Genomic DNA, 20,170 nt, shown 5'->3' with positions numbered 1-20,170 from the left:
TGTTTAAAGCGGGCAATAAAAAAGAGCCGACCAGCGGCTCTTTTTAACGGGGCAATGCTCATCCATTTCTGTCTGAAACATCGCCCGATCTTAACGATTTTCACCGACTGACATCGGAAAAATCATCCCTCCCGGCGTTCTCAGACCGCAGTCTGGAAAATCACGCCGTCAGCTTTGTCAGTGTACTGGCTCAGCTGGTCGAAGTTCAGATAACGATAGGTATCCACGGCGGTTTTATCCACCTGATCCATAAACTTCAGATACTCTTCCGGCGTCGGCAGTTTGCCCAGCAGGGAAGCAACAGCAGCCAGCTCGGCGGAGGCCAGGAACACGTTAGCGCCGTTACCGAGGCGGTTAGGGAAGTTACGCGTTGAGGTCGATACCACCGTTGCACCATCTTTCACGCGCGCCTGGTTACCCATGCACAGTGAACAGCCCGGGATCTCGATGCGCGCACCGCTCTTACCGAATACGCTGTAATAGCCTTCTTCGGTCAGCTGTGCAGCGTCCATCTTGGTTGGCGGAGCCACCCACAGACGAGTTGGCAGCTGCCCTTTATGGGCATCCAGCAGTTTACCAGCGGCACGGAAGTGACCGATGTTGGTCATGCAGGAACCGATAAAGACTTCATCGATCTTCTCGCCCTGCACGTCAGACAGCAGGCGGGCATCGTCTGGATCGTTTGGTGCGCACAGAATTGGCTCTTTGATATCTGCCAGATCGATGTCGATCACCGCCGCATATTCTGCGTCAGCATCGGCTTCCAGCAGCTGCGGATCGGCCAGCCATTTTTCCATGCCTTCAACGCGGCGCTCCAGCGTACGACGATCGCCGTAGCCTTCAGAGATCATCCACTTCAGCAGCACGATGTTGGACTGCAGATACTCGATGATTGGCTCTTTATCCAGCTTGATAGTACAACCGGCGGCAGAACGCTCTGCGGAAGCATCGGTCAGCTCGAATGCCTGCTCAACTTTCAGCTTCGGCAGACCTTCGATTTCCAGCACGCGGCCAGAGAAGATGTTTTTCTTACCTTTCTTCTCAACGGTTAGCAGGCCTGCTTTAATCGCGTACAGCGGGATCGCGTGAACCAGATCGCGCAGGGTGATACCCGGCTGCATTTCGCCTTTAAAGCGCACCAGCACCGATTCAGGCATATCCAGCGGCATCACGCCGGTCGCAGCGGCAAACGCCACCAGACCAGAACCCGCCGGGAAGGAGATACCGATAGGGAAACGGGTGTGGGAGTCACCGCCGGTACCCACGGTATCCGGCAGCAGCATACGGTTCAGCCAGCTGTGGATAACGCCATCGCCCGGGCGCAGTGATACGCCGCCACGGTTCATGATGAAGTCCGGCAGAGTGTGGTGAGTAGTCACGTCTACCGGCTTAGGATAAGCGGCGGTATGACAGAATGACTGCATCACCAGATCGGCTGAGAAGCCCAGACAGGCCAGATCTTTCAGCTCGTCACGGGTCATCGGGCCGGTGGTGTCCTGAGAACCCACGGAGGTCATTTTCGGTTCGCAGTAAGCGCCCGGACGGATACCTTCCACGCCACAGGCGCGGCCAACCATTTTCTGCGCCAGTGAGAAGCCACGGGTGCTGGTAGCCACATCTTTTGCCTGGACAAACACATCGCTGTGCGGCAGGCCGAGAGATTCACGGGCTTTCGAAGTCAGGCCACGACCGATAATCAGTGGGATACGACCACCGGCACGCACTTCATCCAGCAGCACCTCGGTTTTCAGCTCGAAGTTCGCCAGCAGCTCGCCGGTTTCGTGATTACGCACTTCGCCTTTGTACGGGAAGATATCGATCACGTCGCCCATGTTCAGCTTATCAACATCCACTTCGATCGGCAGCGCACCGGCATCTTCCATCGTGTTAAAGAAGATTGGTGCGATTTTGCCGCCGAGGCACACGCCGCCGCCCTTCTTATTAGGCACGTAAGGAATGTCGTCACCCATAAACCACAGCACCGAGTTGGTGGCGGATTTACGTGATGAACCGGTACCGACCACGTCACCAACGTAGGTCAACGGGAAGCCTTTTTTCTGTAATTCTTCGATCTGTTTGATCGGTCCAACGTTGCCGGCATCGTCGGGTACAATGCCATCACGTTCGATTTTCAACATCGCCAGCGCGTGCAGTGGAATATCCGGGCGAGACCATGCATCCGGTGCAGGAGAAAGGTCATCGGTATTGGTTTCGCCGGTCACTTTAAACACGGTTACAGTGATTTTTTCTGCCAGTTTAGGACGCTTGAGGAACCATTCTGCGTCAGCCCACGACTGAAGAATTTTTTTCGCGTGTGGGTTGCCCGCTTTGGCTTTTTCTTCAACGTCATAGAAGTTGTCGAACATCAGCAGCGTGTGGGACAGCGCTTCTGCGGCAATCGGGGCCAGCTTTTCTTCATCCAGGGCTTCGATCAGCGCATGAATATTATAGCCGCCCTGCATAGTACCGAGCAGTTCAACCGCTTTTTCAGGAGTAACCAGAGGGGAGGTAGCTTCGCCTTTCGCGACAGCGGCCAGGAAACCGGCTTTAACATAGGCCGCTTCATCTACACCCGGCGGGACTCGATTGATCAACAGGTCTAACAGGAATTCTTCTTCACCCGCTGGAGGGGCTTTTAGCAGTTCAACCAGCGCGGCCATTTGGGAAGCATCTAACGGTTTAGGAACGATCCCCTGGGCAGCACGCTCGGCAACGTGCTTACGGTATTCTTCTAGCACGACGTTCTCCTCGCTCTCATTGTATATGGCATCCCGGGTCACCCAAGTCACCGCTATTAGTGATAACCATCCATGTGTAGGGTAAGGCACCCGGTTCCGCGTGGGGCAGCATAGCAGGATTTCATTCGCATGTTAATCTGTTTACAAATAAGCAACATTATTTGCGAGGCGCGTCAACCCCGGTTAAGTGCTTTTTTATAGCATTCCACACTAGTCAGGTGGTTAATGTTTAGTATTTATTCTGTTAGCTGAGCGATATAGCGGCATATCATCCAGTTATTAATCTTTGTCTCTTTTAAAAATGCGCTAAGAATCTTCAACTTTCCGCATTAGTTGATAACCTGAGATTCAGGTTAGAAGCTGGTGTTGGCTGGCGATCTGGTGCTCGCTCTGGCTGGTTGCGGTCCCTGCCGGGCTGGTCCTCGCTACGTTCAGCGCTGCGAATTGCCCTTCAGGGGCCACAGCCAGCCCGCTTTCGATAAGGATGTTGCCTGTTCACAAACACTGTTCTTATACCGCTCAGGTATGGGCTGTTAACAGTCACGATTATCATGTCACTTCGGTCGCAGGAACATAAATATCATATTTATTATGCCGCTTCGGCATAGGCCGATAAACGTCATAGTTATCATGCAGTTTCAGGCAGCCAGCACATTGCATGAAGGGGTTCAGCCTCTGCGGCGGCCGGGCAATCCGCAGCGCTGAGGTGCAGGCTGCGGGGCCGGAGAGACCAGCAGGGATGCTGGGCTCAGGCGTAGCGCGGGCAGGACGCCCGCTCCGCGCCGATCCGCAAGGCACGCAGCCGGAACCGAAGGCACCGCAAAGCGGCGCGAGGACCGCCCGGCCGCCGCAGAGGCTGAACCCCGATCGCCAAAGCCACAGCCCATTCAGCCCATTCAGCCCATTCAGCCCATTCAGCCCATTCAGCCCATTCAGCCCATTCAGCCAGACAATATTCTCCGCCAGCCGCACTGCCACGGATTTTCATACTCACTCTATACATTTTTACTAATTTTCGACCACTCCCCCCGGCGTTAGGATGGCGCAGGATTTAACAATTTTTAAACATCCTGTCATCTCAACATGCACCAGCGGGGGTAAACCGATGTGGACACAACAGAAGTGGCAGCAGCGCGCGGAACAGCAGCACTTTATCCAACGGGCAATTATCGATGGCCAGAAACTGACATCGGTCAGTGAAAAAACCTTTGCCGTTATCAACCCGGCAACCCAGCGGCTGCTGGCCGAAGTAGATATCAGCGAGCAGAACACGGTCAATCGGGCCGTCAGCGTGGCGCGCCGCTGCTTTGAACGTGGAGACTGGTCGCAGCAGTCACCCGCTTCCCGTAAACAGGTTCTGCTGCGGCTGGCGGACCTGATCATGCAGCACGCCGATGAACTGGCGCTGCTGGATTCGCTGAGCATGGGCAAAACGGTGACCGATGCCAGAGAGCTGGACGTACCCGGCGCGGCGGGCGTGTTCAGATGGTATGCAGAAAGCCTGGACAAGCTTTACGGCCAGATTGCCCCCACCGCGCAGGACGCTGTCGCGATGATTACCCGCGCACCGCTGGGTGTAATCGCCGCTGTCGTGCCGTGGAATTTCCCCCTCGATATGGCCGCCTGGAAACTGGCCCCGGCGCTGGCCGCAGGCAACAGTGTGATACTCAAGCCGGCAGAACAGTCGCCCTTCTCCGCGCTGCGCCTTGCTGAGCTGGCGCTGGAAGCAGGCCTGCCGCCAGGCGTACTCAATGTGCTTCCCGGTAACGGAGACGTTACCGGCAAAGCGCTTGGTCTGCATGCAGATATCGATGCCGTGGTATTCACAGGCTCGACTCAGGTCGGAAAATATTTTATGCAGTATGCCGCACAGTCCAACCTCAAACAGGTATGGCTGGAGTGCGGCGGCAAAAGCCCAAACCTGATTTTTGCCGACTGTCATCACCTTGATCTGGCGGCAGAAAAGGCCGCTGCTGCCATCTTCTTCAACCAGGGCGAAGTCTGTTCCGCCAATTCCCGCCTGCTGGTTGAACACAGCATTCACCATGAATTCGTCGAGCGCCTGCTGGCGCAGGCTCAAAACTGGCAGCCGGGCGATCCGCTTGATCCCGCCAGCCGTGCCGGTGCCATGGTCAGCAGTCGTCACAGCGAAAGAGTGATGAGCTACCTCCAGGTGGCCCGCGAACAGGGGGCAGAACTGCGCTGCGGCGGCGAGCGCTTGACGATTAATAACTCAAGCAACTTTATTCAGCCGACCATTTTTACCGGCGTACGGCCCGATATGCAGCTGGCGCAGGAAGAAGTGTTCGGGCCAGTGCTGGCGGTAATGCCCTTCGACAGTGAAGAGCAGGCCATCGCCCTTGCCAATGACAGCGTCTACGGGCTGGCGGCGTCGCTGTGGAGCGGCGATCTCAGCCGCGCGCACCGGGTTGCCCAGCGGCTGAATGTCGGCACGGTATCCGTTAATACCATTGATGCGATTGACGTCAGCGTCCCCTTCGGCGGCGGCAAGCAGTCGGGCTTTGGCCGCGACCTTTCGCTGCACGCGTTCGACAAGTTTACCCAGTTAAAAACCACCTGGATTCAGCTGTGCCAGTGACCCTCGTTCTCCTGCATAAAGGACAGACTTATGTCGCAAAATACAGATGTCTCAGCCAGTAAGCTCGCTTCAGTGAAGCCGGTGGCGAAGCTGGGTTTTCTCTCGCTGATATCCGTTGCCGTTGGCCTGGTGGTATCGCAGGGGGTGATGGTGATGATGCTGCACGCGGTAGGCATCGCCGGAATCAGCCTGATCCTTCCGCTAACGCTGGCCTGGCTGCTGGCCCTCAGTTACGCCTGCTCGTTCTCCGAGCTGTCACTCATGATCCCACGATCGGGCAGTCTGTGCAGCTATACCGAGGTCGCCCTGGGCCACTTTCCGGCAATTATTGCCACCTTTTCAGGCTATATCGTCGTGGCGATGTTTGCGCTATCGGCAGAGTTGCTACTGCTTGATTTAATTATCGGCAAAATCTTCCCGCACAGCTCACTGCCGCCGCTGACCGTGGCTGCCAGCGTGTTATTACTGTTTACCCTGTTCAACCTGATGAACATCGATATCTTCGCTCGCCTGCAAACGGCGCTGGCGGTGATCATGATGATAGTGCTGCTGGTACTGGGTATCTGCGCCATCACCAGTCCGCAGGCAGAAACAGTACACAGCGTTATTGAACAAGGAAGCCTGGCACCACAAGGCTGGGGTTGGGGAGCGATAACCCTGGTCGCCACTACCGTCTGGGGGTTTGTCGGCGCGGAATTTGTCTGCCCGCTGATCGAAGAGACCAAACGGCCTCAGCGCGATATTCCGCGTGCAATGATGGTGGGACTGACGCTGATTTTTATCACCATTATCCTCTACTGCCTCGGCGCACTGCTGGTGCTACCGCGATCCGCCCTGGCCGGAGACGATCTGCCACACTTCCTGTTCGCCACCAAAGTGTTCGGTGAAAGCGGTAAGCTGCTGCTGCTCGCCGCCGCCATCACAGCCACCTGCAGTACACTGAACTCTTCTCTGGCCACTATCCCACGCATGCTCAGCGGCATGTCGCAAAACGGTCAGGCTTTCCCCTGTTTCAAGCGCCAGAGCCGCAACGGCGTGCCGTGGCTGGCCGTGTTATTTGTGGCCGCTATTACCGGGCTACCGCTGCTGCTGATGAATGCCGACTCCATCAGCCTGCTGCTGCTGGCCGCCGCTATCTGCTGGCTGCTGGCCTACATCATTACCCATATCAACGTCATCGTGTTACGCCGCCGCTACCCGGATCTGCCACGTCCATTTCGAACCCCCTTTTACCCGCTACCGCAGGTCCTGGGGATCGTCGGCATGCTGTACGGCATCTGGAATGCCTCCCCCACACCGGAGATGGCGGGTGAAGTTTTCACCGTCGCTGGCAGTGTGCTGGCGGTGGTGGCAATTATCGGCGCGCTGTGGGTAAAACTGGTGATGCATAAGCCGCTGTTTACCCCGGAACCCATCGAGAAAGCACTGAATCCACCGCATAAAAGCTAAATCAGGCAGGATAAATCCTGCTGTACCTTACACCGACTGGAGCACAACCGATGAAAAATGACGAAGCAAAACAGCACAGTACTCAAACCTGGCAGAATATGGATGCGGCACACAATATCCACGCCTTCGTTGACCAGAAAAAACTGAATACGACAGGCCCGAGGGTGATGAACCGCGCAAAAGGACTTTACGTCTGGGATAATGACAATCGCCAGTATCTGGACGGCATGTCCGGACTGTGGTGTACCGCTCTCGGCTACGGCCGCCAGGATTTGATCGACGCCGCCACGCGGCAGATGGAGCAGCTCTGCTATTACAATATGTTTTTCCACACCACCCATCCGTCGGTAATTGAGCTGTCCGAGCTGCTGTTCAGCCTGCTTCCCGACCGCTACAGCCACGTGATTTATACCAATTCCGGATCGGAATCCAACGAAGTGTTGATCCGCACGGCACGGCGTTACTGGCAGGTGGTGGGCAAACCGGAAAAACGGGTGATGATTGGCCGCTGGAACGGCTATCACGGCTCCACGCTGGCCAGTACCGCCATGGGCGGCATGAAATTTATGCACGAAATGGGCGGCATGCTGCCGGATATTGCCCATATCGATGAACCCTACTGGTTCGCCCACGGCGGCAGTCTGACGCCGGAAGAGTTCGGGCTGAAGTGCGCCCGCCAGCTGGAGGAAAAAATTCTTGAGCTGGGCAGTGAAAACGTCGCCGGATTTATCGCCGAGCCGTTCCAGGGGGCAGGCGGTATGATCTTCCCGCCGGAAAGCTACTGGCCGGAGATCCAGCGTATCTGCCGTCAGTACGACGTGCTGCTGTGCGCGGATGAGGTCATCGGCGGGTTTGGCCGCACCGGAGAGTGGTTCGCCCACCAGCATTTTGGCTTCGAGCCGGACACCATCACCATCGCCAAGGGGTTGACCTCGGGCTACATCCCGATGGGTGGGCTGATCCTTTCAAGGCGCATGGCGGAAGCGCTGGTCGAGCACGGTGGCGTGTTTGCGCACGGCCTGACCTACGCCGGGCATCCGGTTGCGGCAGCGGTAGCGATTGCCAATATCAAGGCGCTGCGCGATGAAAAAATTGTTGAGCGGGTAAAAAACGATACCGGGCCTTACCTGCAACGGAAACTGCGTGAGGTATTTGGCGAGCATCCAATGATAGGCGAGATTCAGGGCGCCGGTTTGGTGGCCGCGCTGCAGTTTACCGCCGATAAAGCCACGCGGAAGCGCTTTGCTAATGAGGATGAAATTAGCTGGCGCTGCCGCAGCTATGGCTTTGAGGAAGGGGTGATTATCCGCTCCACGCAGGGCCGGATGATTATGGCCCCCGCGCTGGTGGCCACCCATGCGGAACTGGATGAGCTGGTGGAAAAAACCCGCCGGGCGGTGGAACGCACCGCGCAGGAATACAAGATTAGCTAGCCAGTTAACGGCAGACCACGAGCGGTCTGCCGTCTCCCCTGTTTCAGACTGAGGGCAAACCTTTTGACGTGGCCAGCGGCAATCTGACGCTGGATAACGATATGCTGATGATTCAGGCGGCGCTGGCCGATGCGGGTGCCGCGCTGGTGATGCGGGAGCTGGCCGCACCGTATCTGGCCGACGGTTCGTTAACCGAGATCCTGACCGATTATGCCGCTAAGCCGGAGGGGCTCTGGTTCTACTGCCCCAGCCGAAAATATCACTCTGCCGCGCTGCGCTGCTTTATTGAGTGGGTGCAGCGGGTCAATCGCGGCATGATAGACTTGCCTGACTCCTCAGACGCCGGGAAATTCTTATGATCGTTGATGAACCGCTTACCCGCTTTGTGCTCGCCGACCGCCCAGCCCCTCATGTGCTGTGCCTGACGCTGCACCGCCCTTCGCAGCGCAACGCCTATAACGCGATGATGATTGCCGAGTTAGAGCAGTGGCTGGACTACAGCGAGCAGAACCCGGAAATCTGGACGGTGATCCTGACCGGCAGCGGCAGCGCGTTTTGCAGCGGAGCGGATTTGCAGGAAGCCTTTATCGACGGTGGCAAAAAGGTGAGAAATCGCTGCGGCGGTTACAATCCGCTACAGCATCAACCCCGGCGAAAAATCTGGATCGCTACCCTGAACGGCCATGCGGTGGGTGGTGGGCTGGAGATGGCGCTGGACTGCGACTTTATTGTTGCCAGCGAACAGGTGAAAATTGCCCTGCCCGAGGTGACGCACGGCCTGCTGCCGCTCGGTGGAGCCATCGGCCAGCTCGCGACGCGCCTGCCGGCGAATATTGCTCGCGAGCTGCTGCTGACCGGCGAAGCTATCGATGCCCCGCGGGCAAGGGCGCTGGGACTCTTCAATCAGCTTGCCGAACCTGACAGCCTGAAAGAGGCGGCGCTGGCACTGGCGGCACGCATCAATCGCAGTGCGCCGCTGGCGGTACAGGCGTGCAACACGCTGCTGAAACAACATCTGCGCACCGCCGCTGACGGTGAGGATACACATCCTCAGCCCTCCGCCTCCGTCGACAAGGCGCTACGCCAACTTCAGCAGAGCGAAGATTATCAGGAGAGCCTGCGCGCCTTCAGCGAACGTCGCCCGCCTCAATGGCGCGGCAGATAACAGCCGGACGCATCATAACGCCTGCGCGCGGAACAGTGCGCTCAGCCCCAGACCGCCCGCAATCCCCAGCATCGCCAGGCCAAAACAGTCTTCATCCTCAGCCGTTACCAGCTGGCTGAACAGCCGCGTTACCATGATCGCCCCGGACGCGCCGTAGGGATGGCCGAGCGCGATAGCCCCCCCCTGGCGGTTAACGCGCTGCTCGTCGATGCCCAACGCATCCAGTGAGCCCAGCACCTGAGCGGCAAAAGCTTCATTAAACTCAATGGCGGCCACTCGATCGAGGTTCAACTGTGGCTGGCGTGCCAGCAGCTTTTGCGTGGCGGGAACCGGCCCCAGTCCGAGAAAGTTCGGATCGACCCCGGCACTACAGGCATCAATAAAGCGCAGCCCGCGAGCAAAACCACACTCGCGCGCCAGGCGGCGGCTCATTACCAGCAGTAGGGATGCGCCGTCGTTTAGCGGGCAGCAGTTGCCCGCTGTCACGCTGCCGTCGGCAGTAAAGGCAGGCGGCAGCGCGGCCAGCCGTGCCAGTGAGGTCGTCGGACGCGGGCATTCATCCTGCACTATCTCTTGCCCCGCCACGCTCAGCGGTACAATTTCATCGAGAAATGCGCCGGACTGCTGTGCGGCAACAGCTCGTTGATGGCTTCGCAGGGCAAACTGGTCCTGCCGCTCACGGCTGATACCACAGCGGCGGGCAACGTTTTCTGCTGCTTCGCCCATCTCCGGGTCGCCGATTTCGTCAGGGGAAAAACGGGCACGTCCATAAAAATGCGGTAGCTGCTTTAGCGAGCCTGGCTTTTCTACCCGCCACGGCGCGGTACTGACGCTCTCAACGCCACCGGCCAGATAGCACTCTCCTGCTTGCGCCTGGATCAGGCGGCAGGCATTGATTGCGGCTTCCAGCCCGGAACCACACTGGCGATCGACCGTCACCGCCGGCACCGCCAGCGGCAACCCGGCACTGAGCGCCGCCAGTCGGGCAATATTGCCGCCGCCGCCGGTCGCATTACCGATAATCACTTCATCAATAGCGCTAAATCCCTGCGGTAATGTGGCGAGCAGCTTCCCGAACAGCGGTGCCAGTAACGCCTCCATTGGCAGGCCTGCCAGCATGCCGTACGCCTTGCCTACCGGTGTTCGGACTGCTGCCACGATAACCGGCTGCCAGTCATCTTCCGGCTGGTAATACAGTGAGATCGGTTCCGATGTCATTATTTGCGATCCTTATTTCCAGCCCGGCGCGTTTAATTTTCCCGCCCGGCGTTAACGGCCAGTGGCTGATATGGTAATAGTGGCGCGGTAATTTATATTTCGCCAGATGCTCACGGCAAATGTCAGGGATCGTTACCGCAATGCTGAATTCCGCCTCAATAATAGCGACAATCTTTTTCCCCAGATAATTATCATTAATGGCAATCACTACCGCTTCAATAATACCTGGGATCGATTTAATCGTCGTTTCTATTTCAGAGAGATAAATATTATTTCCGCCGCTGACGATCATATTTCCGCGGCGGCCAATAATATGTAGCCGCTGCTGCTTATCCAGATAACCGATATCCGCAACCGTAGCACCCCAGCTGTTTTTTTTAAATGCGCTGCCGTCATCACCCCATAAATACCGATCGATGATCTGTTCACTGCGAATAAAGATCCGCCCTGGTTGATTCACCGCAACCGGCGCACCGTCGTCGTCGAGGATCGCAATGGTGGTACCCGGAAAAGCCTGCCCGACGCTGGCCAGCGATTCACTGATGCTGTCATCACTCAGCGTGGAAACAGCAACAAATCCCAGTTCCGACGCGCCGTAATACTCCTGCATCAGCGCCGCCGGAAACAGCACACGCGCCTGTCGATAGTGGTTCAGTTCCAGCTTGGCGCCGGCGCTGAGCAGATTACGCAGGCCGTGGAGGATCTGTGTGCCAGCCACGCGAGCGAAGCCGGTAATCATCGTCGGCACCACCACCAGGCGCTGGATCTGCTGCTCCACAATCAGCGCCAGCGCGGCGGCAGGCTGCCACTTACCGAGGCTGTAGAAGCAGCCGCCCGCGTACAGCGTTTCATTCAGACAATAGAGGCCAATGCCGTTCGACAGCGGGCCGGGAAACAGCGTTGAGGGTGCGTCCGCCAGCTGAAAAATCGCCTCGCCGTTTTCGAAGCTGCTGCGCCAGGAACGGCGCGAGCGAATAAACGCCTTCGGCAGACTGGTAGTGCCGGACGTAAAGTTAATCAGAAACGGCGTGCCGTCATGCATTCCCTGGCTGAATGCGGGTAGCTCTTCGGTAACAGAAGGATCGCTTTCCAGCCAGCGATCCACCGCCAGCCAGGGGATGTGCAATGTGTCGGCAATCTCGATCGTCGCCAGATCATGCTGGTTTAACAGCAGCAGACCCGGGTTAATGCGGCTCAGCATTTCGTGCAGCTGGGCGGACGGCAGCAGCGGATCGATAATCGCCGCAGTGAGAGGCTGCGCGGTTGCCGCCAGCCAGGCTACCGGAAAGGCAATCGTATTGCCGGTTGCTATCGCCACGGTCTGGCCTGCCAGGGTCTGGCTTAGAATATACTGATACAGCGCCTGCGCTCGCTGCCACAGCTGCTGCCATCTCAGCGTCTGGCTGTCAATATTCACAGCGACGGACTGGGGAAACTTTCGGGCGTGCTGCTGGACTCTGTCGTGAACCGGCATCAGGCTCCGGCCTCAGCCAGAGGGAAATGGCGAGTCAGCGCAGTGCGGGTTTCATCAGGGATCGTACAGGGCTTATTATCGGCGGGATTGATGCAGACCCAGACTAATTTCCCTTCAGCGGCGAGAATATTCCGCCCCTGTAAATTCAGGTGAATAGAAAATATTAAGCTGCTGTTGCCGAGCTTCTCAATGAATACCTGCGGTTCAACCACATCATCGACCGATAAGGGGAAATGGAAGGTGGCTTCGCATTTTTTTACGTGATAAACCACGCCTGCCGTATGCGGGCGAAATAGCGCCAAAATATCTGCACGACGGAAAGCATTAACCACGGCATCTTCACAATAATCCAGGTAAACTGAATTATGGACGTGACCATTCAGATCGATATCACGCATTGATACGCGAAATGCTTCACTATTATACTGCTGCATAAAAATCATCAACCTGTAAACCAGAAACCACGAAAGAAAATATACCATGAAAGAAAGTTTATTCACCAGAGCGATGGTTCGCGAGTTCGGTAATATCAGGGATATTCTGCGGCTGGAATCCGGTGAGCAGAGCGAATTAGCCGCCGGTCAGGTTCGGGTTAAGATGGCATGGGCGACGATCAATCCCTCTGATATTATTACTATTTCCGGTGCATACCGCTCACGCATCACTCTGCCTTTCGTGCCGGGTTTCGAAGGCATGGGGTATATTCATCAGAGCAGCGATCCCTCCCTTCTGCCCGGCCAGCGGGTGCTGCCGGTGGGCAGTATGGGCGCCTGGCAGACCTATAAGGACAGCGCTGCGCAGTGGTGTTTTACGCTGCCGGACTTTGTCAGCGATCAACAGGCAGCAACCAGCTATGTGAACCCAATGACCGCCCTGCTGATGCTGACCGAGGAGCTGCACTTCACGCCCGGCATGCGGGTAATGATCAACGCGGCTAATTCAGCGATTGGCAAGATGCTGATCCGCATTGCCAGCCACCTCGGCATCAGGCCGATTGCGATTGTGCGTAAGGCAGAAAACCTTGCGGTGCTTGACGGCTATCCTACCGAGGCGGTACTGAACAGCAGCAGTCCGGATTATGCTCAGCAGCTGGCAGCCCTGCAGCGCAGCGGCGGCGTGGAGGCGATTCTGGACTGTATCGGCGGTGAGGAGTCGCTGACGCTGGCGCAGGCGCTGATGCCGGGCGGGCAGTTTATTCACTATGGTCTGCTTTCCGGTCAGCCGATCCCTCCGGCGTTCTGGCGCAGCAGGCCGGACATCCGTTTTTCTAATTTCCATTTACGGCTGTGGGTGCACGGTCATGAGAAGCCGCTGGTGCAGCGGCGCATTGATGGGGTGATGGCGCTGATCCGCGACGGAGTGATTGCGACCGAGGTGGTAGCCGAGTTTGCGCTGGCGGATATTCATCAGGCGGTGGAGGCTGTGCTGTCCGGGGAGCTGAAGGGAAAAATTCTGCTGAAGCTGTAAACGTGGTGCTGTTTGCTGGTGCGGATGATGGCGCTGTTTGTCGGTGCGGATGATGGCGCTGGCTGGCAGTGCCCCCGGTCGGGCTGGTCCTCGCGCCGCTTCGCGGTCCCCTCACTTCGTTTGTCAGCCGGTCGGACCGTCACAGACGGGCGTCCTGCTCGGCTGTGACTTTCAGCCGCGTCCATGCGGCCGAATCCTGGCTTCCTCTCTCCGTTCAGCGCTGCGGATTGCCCTCTCGGGGGCACGGCCAGCCTGCTCTCTGACTTTCGCATTGCCTGAAAATCTAAAAGCGATGAAATAATCAATTGGGACAGCCTCTGCTGCTGCGTAAGGGCATCCGCAGCGCTGAGGTGGAGCCATTTCGCCAGGAGACGACAGCAGGGATGCTGGCGTCAGGCCGGGTTTGAACAGGGACGTTCAATCCTGGCCGATCCGTTCGGCGCAATGGCGTAACCGAAGGCACCGCAGCGCGGCGCGAGGACCGACCTGGAGCAGCAACAGAGGCTGAACCCTAACCATCAATTCAACAGCGGCGCGTTATGCCGAAATACGGCGCGAGGACCGCCCTGGAGCAGCAGAGACTGAACCCCATACGCCGATACCCCAGCGCCCAACTCTATCCCAATGTCGGATACGCCCGCCGCACCGCCCGCACAATCACCGCCGCCAGCACCACCTTCACGATATCGCCAGGCACAAACCCCAGCGAACCCAGCGCGGCCTGCTTCAGCGTGATACCCGCAACGGCGGCAATCCACGGAATGCCACAGGCATAAATCACCACAATCCCGCCCAGCGCGATAATCAGCAGCTCTTTCACCAGCGTCAACGAACGCAGGCCGCGCTGGTACAGCAGGCCGATGACCAATGCCGCCAGCGGCCACGACAGAATAAAACCACCGCCCGGCCCCATATACACACCCAACCCGCCGCGCCCGCCGGCCAGCAGCGGCAGCCCGATGGCTACCAGCAGATCGAACAGCACCATCGCCAGCGCGCCGCGCTTAGCGCCGGCAATCGCCCCCGCCAGCATGCAGCCCAGCGTCTGTGCGGTAATCGGCACGCCAATCACCGGCAGGCTAAAGGCCGGGAAAAGACCCAGCGCTGCGGTCATCGCCGCAAACAGCGCAATATAAACAATATCTCTGGTGGACATTTAAGAGCCTCTCGCCTTTCCAGCATCGGAGTGGGGACGTTTCAGCTGAGGATCGTATGCGCGGGCTTCCAGTGCTGCAGCAATATCATCAGCCATTTTCAGGATGCGGACGATCACCGGGATCGCTACGGCAATCACACTACGATCGAGGCCGCGCGCTTTTTGCGCTTCGCGTACCTCGGCGGTGATGGCAGCCAGCACCGGAATAAAACGCAAAGCCAGCGATAGCGCCAGGCTGACTTTAGCCGGATTGATGCGTAAAAAACGCAGCCAGGACAGCCCGCTTTCCAGTGCATCAATCATATCGGTGGTGCGCGTGGTCAGCGTCACCAGCGCCGCCAGCAGCAGCAGCGCGGAGAGACGCGCAACAACCAGCACGCCGGAAAGCCAGCCCACCATCCACCACTGTACGGCAAACAGCAGCACCAGCACCCACAGCAGCGGTTTCAGCTGCAGCAGCATAATTTTCGGGCCGATGCCCGCCAGTGGATAAAACACGGCAACCACGGCCAGCGTGGGCAGCACGACCGTCAGCAGGGGGAAAACAAACAACAGCGTACCGACCAGCGCCAGGGAAAGGATCTTAATCCCCGACGGCAGGCGATGGATAAACGAGTTACCCGGCACGTAATCACTCAAGGTCATGACATCATCCTGACATATTCTTTCAGCGCCACGGCGGGCACGTCATCTACGGCAACTTCTCCGCGTTCAAACACCAGGACGCGGTCAAAATCCTGCAAAAACTCCAGATCGTGTGAAACAACGATCGCGGTTTGATCCAGCTCGGCAATCGCGGCGGCGATGCGACGTTTGTTACGCAGATCCAGCAGCGTGGTGGGTTCATCAAAAACAATATATTCCGGAGCCATCACCAGCACGCCGGAGATCGCCAGCAGCTGCTTTTGCCCACCACTGAGCAGGTGCGCCGGGTGCTGCCGCAGATCCTGCATATCGTAGCGGGACAGCGCTGCGTCCGTCCGTTCACGGATCGTGGCTTTATCCAGCCCGAGGTTTTTCATCCCAAATGCCAGGTCCTCTTCCACGACCGGAAACACGATCTGATTATCCGGGTTCTGGAAAACAAAGCCGACTTTACGCCGCACGGCTTTACCCTGCTGGCGGGTATTCAGACCGTCGATCAGCACGCTCCCCTGAGAAGGCAGCAGCAGCCCATTCAGCAGACGAACAAAAGTGCTTTTGCCACAGCCATTGCTGCCCACGATACCAATGCGCTTCTCGGTTAGCTGAAGGTTAATGTTTTTCAGTACATTGCGTTCGCCGTAAGCGTGGGAAACCCCTTTCAGTTCAATCATCAGAACGCCTCGCTCAGGACGGTTTACGCGGTCGATGCTGACGACCGATCGTCAACTGTTCAATAACGGCAGCAGGCGACAGCGACATCACAAAATCCACCGCGCGGCAGATATCTTCCGTGCTGAGCATCTCTTCCGCAGACAGTCCCGAACCGGCGGCCATATCGGTATCCACCACGTCCGGGCACAGCGTGGTGACTTTAATCCCCAAAGCGCCCAGCTCGCGGGCAATAGAGCGGCTGTAGCCAACCAGCGCGTGCTTGCTGGCGGCATAGCTGGCCACGCTGCCGTAGGGCTGTACGCCGCTAACGGAGGCGAGATTAAAGATACGGGCATCATCAGACTTTTGCAGCCACGGCGTGCACAGCTGGCAGAGATGATGGATAGCGGTGACGTTGGTGGCCAGCAGCGCACTGAAGTCATCCAGCGGCGTCTGCGAGGAACCCGGGCGGAAAATGCCAGCCGCGTTGATCAGCACATCCAACCGGGAGTGTCGAGAAAGCGACTGCTGCACCTGCTGCGACACGCTGGCAAAATCACATACGTCCAGCGCCAGCGTCTGCACGCGGGAAGGATCGAATTCGGCGGCGAGCGCATCCAGCGCCTGGGCATTACGCGCCAGCAGGATCAGATGATATCCCTGCGCATAAAAATGGCGGGCAAGATGGTGGCCAATGCCCCGGCTGGCACCGGTGATCAGGGCGACGTTATTTGACACGGATAGCCTTAAATCTGAAAACGTGAGCGGCAAAGATACGCTATTTAGCGTAAAAGGAAAATTACGTTTTTGGTTTACAAGTCGGTTAAAACCAGGCTGACGGGGATAAATCGCTTCAGCCATTCGTTAAGAGCTGGTGAAAACGCGCCGGGTCAATCTTCCAGGAAAACCCGCAAAAAAGCCGCTATCTGTTAAGCATAGCGGCTTAGTTTTCGCTAACTAACGCGAATTAATCCCTCAGCGATTACTTCTTCTTCGCTTTCGGATTTGGCAGGTCGGTAATGCTGCCTTCGAAGATCTCAGCCGCCAGGCCAACTGATTCGTGCAGAGTCGGGTGAGCGTGGATGGTCAGCGCAAGGTCTTCAGCGTCGCAGCCCATTTCGATTGCCAGGCCAATTTCACCCAGCAGTTCGCCGCCGTTGGTACCAACAATCGCACCACCGATAACGCGGTGAGTGGTTTTGTCGAAGATCAGCTTGGTGATGCCGTCTGCACAGTCGGAAGCGATAGCACGGCCAGAAGCTGCCCACGGGAAGGTGGCGGTTTCATAGCTGATGCCTTTCTCTTTCGCTTCTTTCTCAGTCAAACCTACCCAGGCAACTTCTGGCTCGGTGTAAGCGATAGATGGGATGACTTTCGGGTCGAAGTAATGCTTCTTACCGGAAATCACTTCTGCCGCTACGTGGCCTTCATGCACGCCTTTGTGTGCAAGCATTGGCTGGCCCACGATGTCGCCGATAGCAAAGATGTGCGGTACGTTGGTACGCATCTGCTTATCAACGCGGATAAAGCCGCGATCGTCAACTTCCACGCCCGCTTTACCGGCATCCAGGCCTTTACCGTTCGGTACACGGCCGATAGCCACCAGCACCGCGTCGTAACGCTGTGGTTCCGCAGGAGCTTTCTTGCCTTCCATTGTCACATAGATACCGTCTTCTTTTGCTTCAACGGCGGTGACTTTGGTTTCCAGCATCAGGTTGAACTGCCTGGAGATACGCTTGGTGAATACTTTCACCACGTCTTTATCAGCAGCAGGAATCACCTGGTCAAACATCTCAACCACATCAATCTGTGAACCCAGGGCATGGTAAACCGTACCCATTTCCAGACCGATGATACCGCCGCCCATAACCAGCAGACGCTCCGGGACAGATTTCAGCTCCAGCGCATCAGTGGAATCCCAAACGCGTGGGTCTTCGTGCGGGATAAATGGCAGCTGGATTGGGCGGGAACCCGCCGCGATAATGGCATTGTCGAAAGTGATCGTGGTGGTTTCACCCTTCTCATTTTCCACAACCAGAGTATTTGCGCCGGTAAATTTACCCAGGCCGTTAACTACGTTAACCTTGCGGCCTTTCGCCATACCGGACAGACCGCCGGTCAGCTGATTAATGACTTTCTCTTTCCAGGCGCGGATCTTGTCTACGTCGGTTTGCGGCTTGCCGAACACGATACCGTGAGCTTCCAGCGCTTTTGCTTCCTCAATCACCTTCGCCACGTGCAGCAGGGCTTTAGAAGGGATACAGCCGACATTCAGACAAACACCACCAAGGGTGCTGTAACGCTCAACGATGACGGTCTCCAGACCTAAATCCGCTGCACGGAAGGCTGCAGAGTAGCCTGCAGGACCTGCCCCAAGTACCACGACTTGAGTTTTAATTTCTGTACTCATCATGACCTCTTATTTGATAGTCCGGCGGGTCAGACAGCTTTTGATTCAACGCCCTTCTTCCACCGGGACGCGTTCACCGCAAGAGTTTACAGAATTGTTAAAAATCTGCAAACCGCAGTGCCACGAATATCTACATCCCTCATAACAAGGCCGGCTTGCGCCGGCCTTGTCTCCTGTTACATCACCAGACGGCGAATGTCAGCCAGTGCCTGATTGATGATGGTGATGAAGCGTGCGCCATCTGCACCGTCGATTACGCGATGGTCGAAGGAGAGCGACATCGGCATCATCAGACGCGGAGTGAACTCTTTACCGTTCCAGACCGGCTCCATAGCAGACTTGGAGACACCCAGGATAGCCACTTCAGGCGCGTTAACGATCGGCGCGAAGTGAGTTGTCCCGATACCGCCCAGGCTGGAAATGGTGAAGCAGCCGCCCTGCATTTCGCCAGCGGTCAGCTTGCCATCACGCGCTTTCTTGGAGATAGCCATCAGCTCGCGAGACAGTTCGGTAATCCCTTTCTTGTTCACGTCTTTGAACACCGGAACCACCAGACCGTTTGGCGTATCAACCGCCACACCGATGTTGATGTATTTCTTCAGCGTCAGCTTCTGGCCGTCTTCGGACAGTGAACTGTTGAAGCGAGGCATCTGCTCAAGGGCCGCAGCAACGGCTTTCATGATGAAGACCACTGGGGTGAATTTCACATCCAGTTTACGTTTGGCCGCTTCATCGTTCTGCTGCTTACGGAAGGCTTCCAGCTCGGTGATATCGGTTTTATCGAAGTGCGTAACGTGCGGGATCATCACCCAGTTACGGCTGAGGTTCGCACCAGAGATTTTCTGGATACGGCCCATTTCAACTTCTTCAATCTCACCAAACTTGCTGAAGTCCACTTTCGGCCAAGGCAGCATGCCAGGCAGACCACCACCCGCAGCGGCTGGCGCTTCGGCGCGTTTCACCGCGTCCTTAACGTAGGTCTGAACGTCTTCTTTCAGAATACGCCCTTTACGACCGGTGCCTTTGACTTTAGCCAGGTTTACGCCAAACTCGCGCGCCAGGCGGCGGATAACCGGAGTCGCGTGAACGTAAGCGTCGTTTTCAGCGAAGTCGGATTTCGCGTCAGCTTTCGCAGGGGCAGCAGCCGCAGCCGCTTTCTCTTCCTGCTTAGCCGGTGCTTCAGCTTTCGCAGCTGGAGCCGCAGCAGCTGGCGCAGCGCCTGCCACTTCAAAGACCATCACCAGTGAACCGGTGCTGACTTTGTCGCCGGTCGCTACTTTGATCTCTTTCACGGTACCCGCGAACGGAGCCGGTACTTCCATTGAGGCTTTGTCGCCTTCAACGGTCAGGATCGACTGCTCAGCTTCAACGGTGTCGCCAACTTTTACCATGATCTCGGTCACTTCAACTTCGTCGCCGCCGATGTCTGGCACATTGACTTCTTTCGCTGCAGCAGCAGGGGCTGCGGCCGGAGCAGCTTCTTTCTTCTCTTCAGCCGGAGCGGATGGCGCTGCTGCGCCACCTGCTGCTTCGAAGATCATGATCAGTTTGCCGGTTTCGACTTTATCACCGGTAGCAACTTTGATCTCTTTAACCACGCCCGCCTGCGGAGAAGGGACTTCCATAGAAGCCTTATCACCTTCCACCACGATCAGCGACTGTTCAACTTCAACAGTGTCGCCAACCTTCACCAGGATTTCGGTGACTTCAACTTCGTCCGCGCCGATGTCCGGTACATTGATTTCGATAGCCATTACTCTTTACC

The 20,170-nt window shown here is 57.1% G+C and carries 16 protein-coding genes; 6 read left to right on the top strand and 10 right to left on the bottom strand.

Going from position 1 to position 20,170, the window contains the following annotated elements; genetic code table 11:
• Positions 1-140: 140 nt before the first annotated feature.
• Positions 141-2,738 (bottom strand): bifunctional aconitate hydratase 2/2-methylisocitrate dehydratase, encoded by a 2,598-nt coding sequence (gene acnB / locus AC07U6_RS06620; protein WP_494761596.1) that lies wholly within the window; start codon positions 2,736-2,738, stop codon positions 141-143.
• Positions 2,739-3,843: 1,105 nt separating this feature from the next.
• Between acnB and AC07U6_RS06615 the strand changes: the two genes are divergently transcribed.
• From AC07U6_RS06615 to AC07U6_RS06595, 5 genes are all read left to right on the top strand, one after another.
• Positions 3,844-5,337: an aldehyde dehydrogenase gene (locus AC07U6_RS06615; RefSeq protein ID WP_494761595.1), complete on the top strand. Its 1,494-nt coding sequence runs from the start codon at positions 3,844-3,846 to the stop codon at positions 5,335-5,337.
• A gap of 30 nt (positions 5,338-5,367) precedes the next feature.
• Entirely contained in the window at positions 5,368-6,786 is a 1,419-nt protein-coding gene (locus AC07U6_RS06610; protein WP_494761594.1) for an APC family permease, read from the top strand.
• A gap of 50 nt (positions 6,787-6,836) precedes the next feature.
• A complete protein-coding gene (locus AC07U6_RS06605; protein ID WP_494761593.1) occupies positions 6,837-8,219 on the top strand; it encodes an aspartate aminotransferase family protein in 1,383 nt (460 codons plus the stop codon).
• Positions 8,220-8,287: 68 nt separating this feature from the next.
• Positions 8,288-8,578: a LysR substrate-binding domain-containing protein gene (locus tag AC07U6_RS06600; protein WP_494761592.1), complete on the top strand. Its 291-nt coding sequence runs from the start codon at positions 8,288-8,290 to the stop codon at positions 8,576-8,578.
• Positions 8,575-9,384: an enoyl-CoA hydratase/isomerase family protein gene (locus tag AC07U6_RS06595; protein ID WP_494761591.1), complete on the top strand. Its 810-nt coding sequence runs from the start codon at positions 8,575-8,577 to the stop codon at positions 9,382-9,384. The genes AC07U6_RS06600 and AC07U6_RS06595 overlap by 4 nt, the downstream gene beginning before the upstream one ends.
• 12 nt (positions 9,385-9,396) lie before the next feature.
• Here the strand turns inward: AC07U6_RS06595 and AC07U6_RS06590 are convergent, their stop codons facing one another.
• Genes AC07U6_RS06590 through AC07U6_RS06580 form a run of 3 tightly spaced genes read right to left on the bottom strand, consistent with a single transcriptional unit; the run spans position 9,397 to position 12,510 of the window.
• Positions 9,397-10,602 (bottom strand): thiolase family protein, encoded by a 1,206-nt coding sequence (locus tag AC07U6_RS06590; protein WP_494761590.1) that lies wholly within the window; start codon positions 10,600-10,602, stop codon positions 9,397-9,399.
• Positions 10,559-12,076, bottom strand: coding sequence for a class I adenylate-forming enzyme family protein (locus AC07U6_RS06585; RefSeq protein ID WP_494761589.1), 1,518 nt, complete (start codon positions 12,074-12,076; stop codon positions 10,559-10,561). Before AC07U6_RS06585 ends, AC07U6_RS06590 begins: the two co-directional genes overlap by 44 nt.
• Positions 12,076-12,510 (bottom strand): acyl-CoA thioesterase, encoded by a 435-nt coding sequence (locus tag AC07U6_RS06580; RefSeq protein WP_494761588.1) that lies wholly within the window; start codon positions 12,508-12,510, stop codon positions 12,076-12,078. The genes AC07U6_RS06585 and AC07U6_RS06580 overlap by 1 nt, the downstream gene beginning before the upstream one ends.
• A gap of 46 nt (positions 12,511-12,556) precedes the next feature.
• Between AC07U6_RS06580 and AC07U6_RS06575 the strand changes: the two genes are divergently transcribed.
• On the top strand, positions 12,557-13,543 hold the full coding sequence (locus tag AC07U6_RS06575; RefSeq protein ID WP_494761587.1) for a zinc-dependent alcohol dehydrogenase family protein: 987 nt from the start codon (positions 12,557-12,559) through the stop codon (positions 13,541-13,543).
• Positions 13,544-14,159: 616 nt separating this feature from the next.
• Here the strand turns inward: AC07U6_RS06575 and AC07U6_RS06570 are convergent.
• The 6 genes from AC07U6_RS06570 to aceF form a co-directional block, all read right to left on the bottom strand.
• Complete coding sequence (locus AC07U6_RS06570) at positions 14,160-14,699, bottom strand: biotin transporter BioY (protein WP_200545234.1); 540 nt, start codon at positions 14,697-14,699, stop codon at positions 14,160-14,162.
• On the bottom strand, positions 14,700-15,344 hold the full coding sequence (locus AC07U6_RS06565; RefSeq protein WP_494761586.1) for an energy-coupling factor transporter transmembrane component T family protein: 645 nt from the start codon (positions 15,342-15,344) through the stop codon (positions 14,700-14,702). It lies immediately after the preceding gene.
• Entirely contained in the window at positions 15,341-16,015 is a 675-nt protein-coding gene (locus AC07U6_RS06560; RefSeq protein WP_494761585.1) for an energy-coupling factor ABC transporter ATP-binding protein, read from the bottom strand. Before AC07U6_RS06560 ends, AC07U6_RS06565 begins: the two co-directional genes overlap by 4 nt.
• Before the next feature lie 13 nt (positions 16,016-16,028).
• Positions 16,029-16,733 carry an SDR family NAD(P)-dependent oxidoreductase gene (locus AC07U6_RS06555; RefSeq protein WP_494761584.1) on the bottom strand — a complete coding sequence of 235 codons (705 nt, stop codon included), beginning with the start codon at positions 16,731-16,733 and terminating at the stop codon, positions 16,029-16,031.
• A gap of 244 nt (positions 16,734-16,977) precedes the next feature.
• Entirely contained in the window at positions 16,978-18,405 is a 1,428-nt protein-coding gene (lpdA, locus tag AC07U6_RS06550) for a dihydrolipoyl dehydrogenase (RefSeq protein ID WP_494764436.1), read from the bottom strand.
• Positions 18,406-18,581: 176 nt separating this feature from the next.
• The gene (gene aceF, locus AC07U6_RS06545) at positions 18,582-20,159 is read right to left on the bottom strand and encodes a pyruvate dehydrogenase complex dihydrolipoyllysine-residue acetyltransferase (protein ID WP_494761583.1); all 1,578 of its coding nucleotides are present in this window, start codon (positions 20,157-20,159) and stop codon (positions 18,582-18,584) included.
• Positions 20,160-20,170: the final 11 nt, after the last annotated feature.

This window comes from Erwinia sp. GW821-FHT03D09 (assembly GCF_059420805.1).
The sequence above is the reverse complement of the archived record's forward strand: the minus strand, read 5'-3'. Positions and strand labels throughout refer to the sequence as shown.